Annotated in this window: 5 protein-coding genes, 2 tRNA genes and 3 rRNA genes; 8 read left to right on the top strand and 2 right to left on the bottom strand. The window is 56.5% G+C overall.

What is annotated here, in order from left to right:
- Nucleotides 1-383: 383 nt before the first annotated feature.
- A complete protein-coding gene (locus tag JWV26_RS09170; protein ID WP_206418871.1) occupies nt 384-1,280 on the bottom strand; it encodes a LysR family transcriptional regulator in 897 nt (298 codons plus the stop codon).
- A gap of 180 nt (nt 1,281-1,460) precedes the next feature.
- On the opposite strand from JWV26_RS09170, the gene JWV26_RS09165 reads away from it, so the two are divergent.
- The 8 genes from JWV26_RS09165 to JWV26_RS09130 all read left to right on the top strand — a co-directional run bounded on the left by JWV26_RS09165 (nt 1,461) and on the right by JWV26_RS09130 (nt 10,407).
- Nucleotides 1,461-2,639: an acyl-CoA dehydrogenase gene (locus JWV26_RS09165; protein WP_074919185.1), complete on the top strand. Its 1,179-nt coding sequence runs from the start codon at nt 1,461-1,463 to the stop codon at nt 2,637-2,639.
- Between the two features lie 56 nt (nt 2,640-2,695).
- Nucleotides 2,696-3,919 carry a CaiB/BaiF CoA transferase family protein gene (locus JWV26_RS09160; RefSeq protein ID WP_206418870.1) on the top strand — a complete coding sequence of 408 codons (1,224 nt, stop codon included), beginning with the start codon at nt 2,696-2,698 and terminating at the stop codon, nt 3,917-3,919.
- Nucleotides 3,920-4,545: 626 nt separating this feature from the next.
- Nucleotides 4,546-6,082: ribosomal RNA gene (locus JWV26_RS09155) — 16S ribosomal RNA — on the top strand.
- 85 nt (nt 6,083-6,167) lie between these two features.
- Nucleotides 6,168-6,244, top strand: a tRNA-Ile gene (locus JWV26_RS09150).
- A gap of 22 nt (nt 6,245-6,266) precedes the next feature.
- Nucleotides 6,267-6,342: transfer RNA gene (locus JWV26_RS09145), tRNA-Ala, on the top strand.
- Between the two features lie 258 nt (nt 6,343-6,600).
- Nucleotides 6,601-9,493, top strand: a 23S ribosomal RNA gene (locus JWV26_RS09140).
- 137 nt (nt 9,494-9,630) lie between these two features.
- Nucleotides 9,631-9,746, top strand: a 5S ribosomal RNA gene (gene rrf, locus JWV26_RS09135).
- The 16S, 23S and 5S rRNA genes sit together here with 2 tRNA genes alongside, the layout of an rRNA operon.
- A 319-nt stretch (nt 9,747-10,065) precedes the next feature.
- Entirely contained in the window at nt 10,066-10,407 is a 342-nt protein-coding gene (locus tag JWV26_RS09130; protein ID WP_074918695.1) for a PilZ domain-containing protein, read from the top strand.
- Nucleotides 10,408-10,520: 113 nt separating this feature from the next.
- Here JWV26_RS09130 and flhA read toward each other — a convergent pair whose 3' ends face one another.
- Entirely contained in the window at nt 10,521-12,617 is a 2,097-nt protein-coding gene (gene flhA / locus JWV26_RS09125; RefSeq protein WP_206418869.1) for a flagellar biosynthesis protein FlhA, read from the bottom strand.

Raw genomic sequence — 12,617 nt, 5'->3', positions numbered from 1 at the left:
AGGTGGCGAGCGCGGCGATTGTGCAATCGAACGCAAACCCTTACAAGAAGTTATGGAGTAAAAAAAATGCATTACTACAAGTAATGGGTCTATGAGGGATTTTTATACTGTGTGCAGGCCGCGTAGATTCGGGCTGACAGCAGATTCTGCGCAGCTTGCAGGGCAGTATAGGCAGTCACGCGCTGGATGACCGCTGGTCGAATCGGGAGGAGTGTGGAGAGTAACGAACAACGCGTTCAGAATAGTGCTATAGCCCGAAAGCAGTGGCTGTTGTGCACTTTTTCTGGGAAGGCATATGTAGTGTGACCGCTTGCTAGCTACGGGTTCTGTCTATGGGCGTAGCTACGCGCTGCGGGCTAAAAGCAATCTTGCTCCGGCGATGATCATGCGCCTCGGTAGGCATCGGCCTGCTCCAGGAGCCAGTCTCGAAAGGCCTTCAGTGCCGCTGACTCGGCCTTGCGTTCCGGCACCATCAGATAATAGGCGCGGTCGTTGTTTGGTACGGCGCGGTCGAGGGCAATCACCAGGCTGCCCTCTTTCAGTTCGCGCTGGATCAGAAAGGGTGGGATCAGAGCGATGCCCATTTCATGTTGAGCGGCCTGCGCCAGCATGGAAAACAGTTCAAGTCGCGGGCCTGTCATGTCGCGGGCCACATTCATGCCTTGGGCGGCGAACCATTGCCGCCAGGCATAGGGGCGTGTGGTCTGCTGCAGCAGCGGCAAGTTGGCGATGCGTTCGGCGTCGACTGGGGCATCGCCCAGCAGCGCCGGGCTGCACACCGGCAGCAGGTGCTCATGCATCAGGAAATGTGCTTCGGTGCCTGACCATTCGGCGTCACCGAAATAGATGGCGGCATCGAAGTGAGTGTCGGCGAACAGGAAGGGGCGGGTACGGTTGGTCAGGTGCACCGTCACCTCCGGGTGCAGCTGCTGAAAGGCACGTAAACGCGGCAGAAGCCACTGCGTGCCAAAGGTCGGTACCACTGCCAGTTCTATGCTGGTGGTGCCCTGGTTGCCCATCAGTGCCAGGGTGTCGCGCTCCACTGCATCGAGCTGCGCTGACACCTTGCGGCTGTAGGCAACGCCCGCTTCGGTCAGCACCACGCCGCGCCGGGAGCGGCGAAACAGTTCGACATTGAGAAAGCTCTCCAGCCCGCCGATTTGCCTGCAGATCGCGCTCTGCGTCAGGTTCAGCTCGTCGGCGGCCTTGGTGAAGCTTTGGTGGCGAGCGGCGGATTCGAAGGCGACCAAGGCAGCGGTGCTGGGTATCTTGCGACGCATGTATGCAAAAGCCTCACTCGTAAGCAATAGATTTAGATGAATAAGCTATCTCGGAGTGAGAAAAAAGCACAGGTCTGTGCAAATTCTGCGTTTGTCCTCTGCTCGAGGTCGGCCTAGGATCAAAGCCATTCAGGGGCGGCTGGGCCGCCCGCTCACTTCCCCGCTTCGAGGTTTCTCGCAATGGCCAAGGCAAGCTTCAACTGGATCGACCCACTGCTGCTCGATCAGCAACTGACCGAAGAAGAGCGCATGGTGCGTGACAGCGCCCAGCAGTTCGCTGACGACAAGCTGGCGCCCCGGGTGCTGGAAGCCTTCCGTCATGAGCAGACCGATCCGAAGATCTTCCGCGAAATGGGCGAAACCGGCCTGCTCGGTGCGACCATTCCTGAAGCCTACGGTGGCAGCGGTCTGAACTATGTGTGCTACGGTCTGATTGCGCGTGAAGTGGAGCGTATCGACTCCGGCTACCGCTCGATGATGAGCGTGCAGTCCTCGCTGGTGATGGTGCCGATCAACGAGTTCGGTAATGAAGCGACCAAGCAGAAGTATCTGCCCAAGCTGGCAAGCGGCGAGTATATCGGTTGCTTCGGCCTGACCGAGCCGAACCACGGCTCCGATCCCGGCTCCATGGCCACGCGTGCCAAGAAGGTCGACGGCGGCTACCGCCTGACCGGTAGCAAGATGTGGATCACCAACAGTCCGATCGCCGATGTCTTCGTGGTCTGGGCCAAGGACGATGCTGGCGAGATTCGCGGCTTCGTTCTGGAGAAAGGCTGGGAAGGTTTGTCTGCTCCGGCCATCCACGGCAAGGTCGGTCTGCGCGCCTCGATCACCGGCGAGATCGTCATGGACAACGTGTTCTGTCCCGAAGAGAACGCCTTCCCCGATGTACGCGGCCTGCGCGGCCCGTTCACCTGCCTGAACTCCGCCCGTTACGGCATCAGCTGGGGTGCCCTGGGTGCCGCCGAGTTCTGCTGGCACACCGCGCGCCAGTACGTGCTCGATCGCCACCAGTTCGGCCGGCCGCTGGCGGCTAATCAGCTGATCCAGAAGAAGCTGGCCGACATGCAGACCGAGATCACCTTGGCTCTACAAGGCTGCCTGCGCCTCGGACGAATGAAGGACGAAGGCACGGCAGCGGTGGAAATCACCTCGATCATGAAGCGCAACAGCTGCGGCAAGGCGCTGGATATCGCCCGCATGGCGCGCGACATGCTCGGCGGTAACGGCATTAGCGACGAATTCGGCATTGCTCGTCACCTGGTCAACCTTGAAGTGGTCAATACCTACGAGGGCACCCATGACGTGCATGCGCTGATCCTCGGTCGCGCGCAGACCGGCATTCAGGCGTTCTTCTGAAGGCTCGCGCCTCTCATTGATCCATGGTGCGCGTGGCGCACCCTAAGGAGAAGCTTATGTCCGGTGCTCTGTCCCACATCCGCGTGCTTGATCTATCCCGCGTGCTGGCTGGTCCTTGGGCTGGACAAATATTCGGTGACCTTGGCGCAGAGGTGATCAAGGTCGAGCGTCCAGGTTCCGGTGACGACACCCGGCATTGGGGGCCTCCTTATATAAAGGATGCTGAGGGTAATGATTCGCGTGAGGCGGCCTACTTCCAGAGCGCCAACCGCAACAAGCAGTCGCTGACCCTGGATTTCACCCAGCCCGAAGGCCAGCGTCTGGTGCGTGAGTTGGTCGCGCAGTGCGATGTGCTGCTGGAGAATTTCAAGGTAGGCGGCCTGGCGGCTTATGGCCTTGATTACGCGTCGCTGAGGGCGATCAACCCGCGTCTGGTCTACTGCTCCATCACCGGCTTTGGTCAGAGCGGCCCCTATGCCAAGCGTGCCGGCTATGACTTCATGATCCAGGGCCTCGGTGGTCTGATGAGTCTGACGGGGCGCCCAGAAGGTGAAGAAGGTGCCGGCCCGATGAAGGTCGGCGTGGCCCTGACCGACATCCTCACTGGCCTCTACGCGAGTGTGGGCGTGCTGGCCGCGCTGAATCAGCGTGAGCAATCCGGTGTGGGTCAGCATATCGATGTGGCCTTGCTCGATGTGCAGGTCGCCTGCCTGGCCAATCAGGCCATGAACTACCTGGCGACAGGTGTATCACCCAAGCGCCTGGGCAATGCCCATCCCAATATCGTGCCCTACCAGGATTTCCCCAGTGCCGATGGCAACTTCATCCTTGCGGTGGGTAACGATGGGCAGTTCCGTAAGTTCTGCGAAGTGGCGGGTATTGCGAACCTTGCCGATGATCCGCGCTTTGTCACTAACAAGGCCCGGGTTGCCCATCGTGCCGAGCTGATACCGCTGTTGCGTCAGGCCACGGTATTCAAGACCACTGCGCAGTGGATCGAGCTGCTGGAAAAGGCCGGCGTGCCCTGTGGGCCGATCAACGATCTGCAGCAGGTGTTCGCCGACCCTCAGGTACAGGCGCGAGGTTTGCGTCTCGACCTGCCTAATGCCCTGGGTAGCAGTACGCCGCAGGTCGCCAGTCCGCTGCGCCTGTCTGCGACGCCAGTGGCCTATCGTTCGGCTCCGCCACTGCTGGGCCAGCACACCGATGCCCTGCTGCAGAAGTTGCTGGGCATGAGTGAAACGCAGATTGCCGAGTTGCGCGAGGCAGGGGTGATCTGAGCCTCTGTATATAGATGGGAGGGTAGGTGATTCGATTTACGCAATTATTTGCATGTCAGGGGTTTACAGCTCGTCGTGCTCATGTAGAATGCGCGCCACTTCAGCGATGAAGCGCTTCAAAAACTGCTTGTTAATCAATAAGTTAAGTTGAGTGAAGGGCTTGCAAAGCTGGATCTGGCGTGTAGAATGCGCGCCGGTCGACAGGGCGATGGTTTAGTTCTGTTGGTGGTTCGGTCGAATGGATCGAAAGCGGTTTGAAAGAGGTGGTTGACAGCGGTTTTGAACGCTGTAGAATGCGCCTCCCGCTGGAGAGAAGAAGTTCTGATCGAAGGCGCAAGTGGTTGAGTAGAAAGAAGTTTCTCCGGAAACAAAATCGAAAAACAGCTTGACAGGTAGAGAGGCTGCTGTAGAATGCGCGCCTCGGTTGAGACGAAAGGCTTAACCAACTGTTCTTTAACAACTGAATCAAGCAATTCGTGTGGGTGCTTGTGAGGTAAGACTGATAGTCAACTGATTATCAGCATCACAAAGCAACACTCGTTAATTCGAGAGTTACCTTTCATTAATTTGAAAGTTTTGCGATTGCTGAGCCAAGTTTAGGGGTTTCTCAAAACCCAAGCAGTATTGAACTGAAGAGTTTGATCATGGCTCAGATTGAACGCTGGCGGCAGGCCTAACACATGCAAGTCGAGCGGATGACGGGAGCTTGCTCCCTGATTTAGCGGCGGACGGGTGAGTAATGCCTAGGAATCTGCCTGGTAGTGGGGGATAACGTTCCGAAAGGAACGCTAATACCGCATACGTCCTACGGGAGAAAGCAGGGGACCTTCGGGCCTTGCGCTATCAGATGAGCCTAGGTCGGATTAGCTAGTTGGTGAGGTAATGGCTCACCAAGGCGACGATCCGTAACTGGTCTGAGAGGATGATCAGTCACACTGGAACTGAGACACGGTCCAGACTCCTACGGGAGGCAGCAGTGGGGAATATTGGACAATGGGCGAAAGCCTGATCCAGCCATGCCGCGTGTGTGAAGAAGGTCTTCGGATTGTAAAGCACTTTAAGTTGGGAGGAAGGGCATTAACCTAATACGTTAGTGTTTTGACGTTACCGACAGAATAAGCACCGGCTAACTTCGTGCCAGCAGCCGCGGTAATACGAAGGGTGCAAGCGTTAATCGGAATTACTGGGCGTAAAGCGCGCGTAGGTGGTTCGTTAAGTTGGATGTGAAAGCCCCGGGCTCAACCTGGGAACTGCATCCAAAACTGGCGAGCTAGAGTACGGTAGAGGGTGGTGGAATTTCCTGTGTAGCGGTGAAATGCGTAGATATAGGAAGGAACACCAGTGGCGAAGGCGACCACCTGGACTGATACTGACACTGAGGTGCGAAAGCGTGGGGAGCAAACAGGATTAGATACCCTGGTAGTCCACGCCGTAAACGATGTCAACTAGCCGTTGGGTTCCTTGAGAACTTAGTGGCGCAGCTAACGCATTAAGTTGACCGCCTGGGGAGTACGGCCGCAAGGTTAAAACTCAAATGAATTGACGGGGGCCCGCACAAGCGGTGGAGCATGTGGTTTAATTCGAAGCAACGCGAAGAACCTTACCTGGCCTTGACATGCTGAGAACTTTCCAGAGATGGATTGGTGCCTTCGGGAACTCAGACACAGGTGCTGCATGGCTGTCGTCAGCTCGTGTCGTGAGATGTTGGGTTAAGTCCCGTAACGAGCGCAACCCTTGTCCTTAGTTACCAGCACGTTATGGTGGGCACTCTAAGGAGACTGCCGGTGACAAACCGGAGGAAGGTGGGGATGACGTCAAGTCATCATGGCCCTTACGGCCAGGGCTACACACGTGCTACAATGGTCGGTACAAAGGGTTGCCAAGCCGCGAGGTGGAGCTAATCCCATAAAACCGATCGTAGTCCGGATCGCAGTCTGCAACTCGACTGCGTGAAGTCGGAATCGCTAGTAATCGTGAATCAGAATGTCACGGTGAATACGTTCCCGGGCCTTGTACACACCGCCCGTCACACCATGGGAGTGGGTTGCTCCAGAAGTAGCTAGTCTAACCTTCGGGGGGACGGTTACCACGGAGTGATTCATGACTGGGGTGAAGTCGTAACAAGGTAGCCGTAGGGGAACCTGCGGCTGGATCACCTCCTTAATCGAAGACATCAGCTTCTTCATAAGTATCCACACGAATTGCTTGATTCATAGTCGAAGACGATGCTGTAACGCGACCCTGTTATAGGTCTGTAGCTCAGTTGGTTAGAGCGCACCCCTGATAAGGGTGAGGTCGGCAGTTCAAATCTGCCCAGACCTACCAATTGCTTGGTGCAGAAGAATACGGGGCCATAGCTCAGCTGGGAGAGCGCCTGCCTTGCACGCAGGAGGTCAGCGGTTCGATCCCGCTTGGCTCCACCACTCTCTCGTGTTGCGGTGAGTGTTAGAGAGTTCAGAAATGAGCGCTTCAGGGTAGACCTGGTGAGTGCTGATTTCTGGTCTTTTGACCGGTACGAATATCGTTCTTTAAAAATTTGGATATGTGATAGAAGTGACTGATTAATTGCTTTCACTGGCAATTGATCTGGTCAAGGTAAAATTTGTAGTTCTCAAGACGCAAATTTTCGGCGAATGTCGTCTTCACGATTGAGACAGTAACCAGATTGCTTGGGGTTATATGGTCAAGTGAAGAAGCGCATACGGTGGATGCCTTGGCAGTCAGAGGCGATGAAAGACGTGGTAGCCTGCGAAAAGCTTTGGGGAGTCGGCAAACAGACTGTGATCCAGAGATCTCTGAATGGGGGAACCCACCCGGCATAAGCCGGGTATCTTGTACTGAATCCATAGGTGCAAGAGGCGAACCAGGGGAACTGAAACATCTAAGTACCCTGAGGAAAAGAAATCAACCGAGATTCCCTAAGTAGTGGCGAGCGAACGGGGACTAGCCCTTAAGTTGATTTGAGTGTAGTGGAAGGCTCTGGAAAGTGCCGCCGTAGTGGGTGATAGCCCCGTACACGAAACGCTCTTATCAATGAAATCGAGTAGGACGGGGCACGAGAAACCTTGTCTGAACATGGGGGGACCATCCTCCAAGGCTAAATACTACTGACTGACCGATAGTGAACCAGTACCGTGAGGGAAAGGCGAAAAGAACCCCGGAGAGGGGAGTGAAATAGAACCTGAAACCGTATGCGTACAAGCAGTGGGAGCCCACTTTGTTGGGTGACTGCGTACCTTTTGTATAATGGGTCAGCGACTTATATTCAGTGGCGAGCTTAACCGAATAGGGGAGGCGTAGCGAAAGCGAGTCTTAATAGGGCGCTTTAGTCGCTGGGTATAGACCCGAAACCGGGCGATCTATCCATGGGCAGGTTGAAGGTTAGGTAACACTGACTGGAGGACCGAACCGACTACCGTTGAAAAGTTAGCGGATGACCTGTGGATCGGAGTGAAAGGCTAATCAAGCTCGGAGATAGCTGGTTCTCCTCGAAAGCTATTTAGGTAGCGCCTCGTGTATCACTGCTGGGGGTAGAGCACTGTTTCGGCTAGGGGGTCATCCCGACTTACCAAACCGATGCAAACTCCGAATACCAGCAAGTGTCAGCACGGGAGACACACGGCGGGTGCTAACGTCCGTCGTGAAAAGGGAAACAACCCAGACCGTCAGCTAAGGTCCCAAAGTTATGGTTAAGTGGGAAACGATGTGGGAAGGCTTAGACAGCTAGGAGGTTGGCTTAGAAGCAGCCATCCTTTAAAGAAAGCGTAATAGCTCACTAGTCGAGTCGGCCTGCGCGGAAGATGTAACGGGGCTCAAACCATACACCGAAGCTACGGGTTCATCCTTTGGATGAGCGGTAGAGGAGCGTTCTGTAAGCCTGTGAAGGTGAGTTGAGAAGCTTGCTGGAGGTATCAGAAGTGCGAATGCTGACATGAGTAACGACAATGCGAGTGAAAAACTCGCACGCCGAAAGACCAAGGTTTCCTGCGCAACGTTAATCGACGCAGGGTTAGTCGGCCCCTAAGGCGAGGCAGAAATGCGTAGTCGATGGGAAACGGGTTAATATTCCCGTACTTCTAGTTACTGCGATGGAGGGACGGAGAAGGCTAGGCCAGCACGGCGTTGGTTGTCCGTGTTTAAGGTGGTAGGCTGATTCCTTAGGTAAATCCGGGGGGTCAAGGCCGAGAGCTGATGACGAGCGTTCTTTTAGAATGCGAAGTGGTTGATGCCATGCTTCCAGGAAAAGCTTCTAAGCTTCAGGTAACTAGGAACCGTACCCCAAACCGACACAGGTGGTTAGGTAGAGAATACCAAGGCGCTTGAGAGAACTCGGGTGAAGGAACTAGGCAAAATGGCACCGTAACTTCGGGAGAAGGTGCGCCGGTGAGGGTGAAGTATTTACTACGTAAGCCCATGCCGGTCGAAGATACCAGGCCGCTGCGACTGTTTATTAAAAACACAGCACTCTGCAAACACGAAAGTGGACGTATAGGGTGTGACGCCTGCCCGGTGCCGGAAGGTTAATTGATGGGGTTAGCGCAAGCGAAGCTCTTGATCGAAGCCCCGGTAAACGGCGGCCGTAACTATAACGGTCCTAAGGTAGCGAAATTCCTTGTCGGGTAAGTTCCGACCTGCACGAATGGCGTAACGATGGCGGCGCTGTCTCCACCCGAGACTCAGTGAAATTGAAATCGCTGTGAAGATGCAGTGTATCCGCGGCTAGACGGAAAGACCCCGTGAACCTTTACTATAGCTTTGCACTGGACTTTGAGCTTGCTTGTGTAGGATAGGTGGGAGGCTTTGAAGTGGGGACGCCAGTTCTCATGGAGCCATCCTTGAAATACCACCCTGGCAACCTTGAGGTTCTAACTCTGGTCCGTTATCCGGATCGAGGACAGTGTATGGTGGGTAGTTTGACTGGGGCGGTCTCCTCCCAAAGAGTAACGGAGGAGTACGAAGGTGCGCTCAGACCGGTCGGAAATCGGTCGTAGAGTATAAAGGCAAAAGCGCGCTTGACTGCGAGACAGACACGTCGAGCAGGTACGAAAGTAGGTCTTAGTGATCCGGTGGTTCTGTATGGAAGGGCCATCGCTCAACGGATAAAAGGTACTCCGGGGATAACAGGCTGATACCGCCCAAGAGTTCATATCGACGGCGGTGTTTGGCACCTCGATGTCGGCTCATCACATCCTGGGGCTGAAGCCGGTCCCAAGGGTATGGCTGTTCGCCATTTAAAGTGGTACGCGAGCTGGGTTTAGAACGTCGTGAGACAGTTCGGTCCCTATCTGCCGTGGACGTTTGAGATTTGAGAGGGGCTGACCTTAGTACGAGAGGACCGGGTTGGACGAACCTCTGGTGTTCCGGTTGTCACGCCAGTGGCATTGCCGGGTAGCTATGTTCGGAAAAGATAACCGCTGAAAGCATCTAAGCGGGAAACTTGCCTCAAGATGAGATCTCACTGGAGCCTTGAGCTCCCTGAAGGGCCGTCGAAGACTACGACGTTGATAGGTGGGGTGTGTAAGCGCTGTGAGGCGTTGAGCTAACCCATACTAATTGCCCGTGAGGCTTGACCATATAACACCCAAACAATCTGCTCTCGTGCAGAGGGTGTCGATGGTGAAGTCGACAGAAAGCCGAAAATTTGCGAGAGCTACAAGCCTCTATCACGTATCCAAGGGATAGCGCCTCACCGCGAGATCCCAACCGAATTGCTTGACGACCATAGAGCGTTGGAACCACCTGATCCCATCCCGAACTCAGTAGTGAAACGACGCATCGCCGATGGTAGTGTGGTGCTTCACCATGTGAGAGTAGGTCATCGTCAAGCTCCTATACGAAACCCCAGATCGCGAAAGCGGTCTGGGGTTTCTTCTTTGGGGCTGGAAAACAACGCTCGCGTAGGGTGCGCTGCGCGCACCGACAAGGACGCGGTCACAGCTACGGTTGAGCCGCTGACGCTTCGCGAGCAGAGCTCGCTCCTACAGGTCATCAGCACTCGCCTCGGATTTAAGTATCTGCTCGCTATGGTCGTCTTGTTCTGATGAATCACAGGCTATCAATACGCGACTTCCTTCTGAATGATCTCGATTGATAACTCCTGATCCTTGCGATCCAACCAGACGTGGCGAGCACTAAGGCATTCTCCTATGCGTCAATCGAGTCGTATCACCTTCCGCTCCACCTTCCGCATCAAGATCAGTGATCGAGAAAGCGACACGCTGATCGGCTATGCGGGCGATGTTTCCGAGTGCGGGATGAAACTGCTGAGCGATACGCCGGTGGAGCCCGGAAGTGAGCTGAAGCTGCGTGTGCGCATGCGTGATCGTGAGGGAGAGATGCGTCAGGTGGATGTGAACATGATCTGCCAGTGGTCGCAGGAGAATACCCGCACGGGCTTCTTCGAAGCCGGGCTGGCCTTGCAGGAGGAGGCGGCCGAGTACGTCCGGCTGATCGAAGGCATGCGCAAGCTGCGCAAGGAAAAGGCTTAGGTGGGAGTATGGCGAGGTGATGAAGGCGATCGTTCTGGCGTGACTGTCTTCTTTCAGGGTAGGCGTGGTGGATGCGAAGCACGCATCCACCTGCGTGTTGAAACCTTGGCCAATCAGCCCAGAGTGCCGAGGATATTGACGCCAACTCGGTCCGGGATCTCGTTCTGCGACAGTACATGCAGGCCGGGGCTGAATACCCGGGCGTAGCGCGCCAGCAGCGGGCGTAGCTGCGGCATCACGGTAAGGATCGGTGGATGGCCGTCCTTGCGCAGTTTCTCCTTCACCACCGGCATGGTGTTCTGCAGCTGATTGAGCAGGCTGGGTTCTACCGGGATGTTGTCCAGGCTCACCGGGCCGGCCTGCTGGGCGATGGCCAAGGCATTGAGCAAGGTGTTTTCCAGCGCATTTTCGAGAATGAACACCGACAGCTCCTGGCGCTCGCCGGCGATCATGCCGACGATGCTGCGGCGCAGTGCATAGCGCACGTCCGAGGCCAGCAGTACCGGGTCCTTGGTCGATTCGCTGGCTTCCAGCAGCGTCGTGGCGATGGTGACGATATCCTTGAGTGGCACCTGCTCCTGCAACAGCTGGCGGTAGACGCGGTGTTGCTGGGTGTAGCTGAGCTGACTCTTCAGGCTCTCGGCCAGCTTCGGCGCCTGCACCTGCAGACGCTGCATCAGATGATCGACATCGTCGTGCTTGAACACATCGGGTAGATGCTCACGGATGACCTTGTTCAGGTGCGTGGCGATGACGCTGGCACAGTCGATCACCTGGTAGCCGAGATTCAGCGCACGCGCCTTGTCTTCTGGATGGATCCACACCACCTGCATGCGGTAGGCCGGGTCGACACCGAGAATGCCGTCGATCTCGCCATAGAGCTCCGGTGAGGGGATAGCCATCATGCGATCGGCATGCAGCTCGGCGCTGTCGATCTTCTCGCCATTGATCTGGATGCTGTACTGCGAGGCTTTCAAGCGCAGGCTGTCGCGGATATGCACTTCTGGCAGCAGGAAGCCCAGGCTTTCCGACAGGGTCTGACGTACGCCGCGCACGCGCTGGGTCAGAGGTGCGCCGGCGGCTTCGTTGACCAGACCGACCAATTTGTAGCCCAGCGACACGGACAGACGCTCGACCAGCGGGATGTCCTCCCACGCCATGTTCTGCGCACGTTCCTGTTCCATCGCCTTGCCCAATGCCTCGACCTGTTCGAGGCTGGCGGCTTCAGTGGGTGGGCCGTTGCGCGAGACCATCCAGGCGATGAACGCCACCAGGGCGGCGAAGCTGATGAACGCCAGGTGCGGCATGCCTGGCACCAGCGCCAGGGTGAGCAGAATACCGGCCACGGTATAGAGCAGTGCCGGCTGGGCCAGCAACTGACGGTTCACCTGCTGGGTGATGTCCGAGGATTCGTTGATCCGCGTGACGATGATCGCTGCTGCAGTGGACAGCAGCAGTGCCGGAATCTGCGCCACCAGGCCATCACCGATGGTCAGCAGGGCATACTGCTGGAAAGCCTGGCCTGCACCCAGGTCGTAGACGAACAGGCCGATGGCGAAGCCGCCGAACAGGTTGATCAGGAGGATCAGAATGCCGGCGATGGCATCGCCACGGACGAACTTCGAGGCGCCGTCCATGGCCCCGTAGAAGTCCGCTTCCTTGGCCACTTCGGCGCGGCGACGCTTGGCTTCGTGCTGCTCGATCAGGCCGGCATTGAGGTCGGCATCGATGGCCATCTGCTTGCCCGGCAATGCATCGAGGGTGAAGCGCGCAGTGACCTCGGAGATACGCTCGCCGCCCTTGGTGATGACGATGAAGTTGATGATCATCAGGATCACGAACACCACCAGGCCGACGATGAAGTTGCCGCCGATCACCACCTCGCCGAACGACTCGATGACCTTGCCCGCCGCGCCGGTACCGGTATGGCCCTCAAGCAGTACCACACGCGTGGAGGCGACGTTCAGGCACAGGCGCAGCAGGGTGGTGATCAGGATGACCGTGGGAAACAGGGAAAAATCCAGCGGGCTCTTCGACGACACGCTGACCAGCAGCACCAAGATGGCCATGGCGATGTTGAAGGTGAACAGGGCATCGAGCAGCACCGGTGGCAGCGGCAGAATGACCATGGCCAGGATCGACAGGATCAGCACCGGAATACCGATGCGGCCGCTGCGGAAGGTGGGCGCGAGTTGCTGCAGTAGGTTCAT

Origin of the sequence: Ectopseudomonas toyotomiensis (genome assembly GCF_017167985.1) — a bacterium.
Lineage (GTDB): Bacteria > Pseudomonadota > Gammaproteobacteria > Pseudomonadales > Pseudomonadaceae > Aquipseudomonas > Aquipseudomonas toyotomiensis.
Note: the sequence above shows the minus strand (reverse complement) of the source record. Positions and strands in the feature narration are given on the sequence as shown.

Coding starts and splice junctions, on each gene's coding strand:
- JWV26_RS09160 (WP_206418870.1), top strand. CDS start 2,696: ATGTCCGGTGCTCTGTCCCACATCCGCGTGCTTGATCTATCCCGCGTG.
- JWV26_RS09130 (WP_074918695.1), top strand. CDS start 10,066: ATGCGTCAATCGAGTCGTATCACCTTCCGCTCCACCTTCCGCATCAAG.
- flhA (WP_206418869.1), bottom strand. CDS start 12,617: ATGAACCTACTGCAGCAACTCGCGCCCACCTTCCGCAGCGGCCGCATC.
- JWV26_RS09170 (WP_206418871.1), bottom strand. CDS start 1,280: ATGCGTCGCAAGATACCCAGCACCGCTGCCTTGGTCGCCTTCGAATCC.
- JWV26_RS09165 (WP_074919185.1), top strand. CDS start 1,461: ATGGCCAAGGCAAGCTTCAACTGGATCGACCCACTGCTGCTCGATCAG.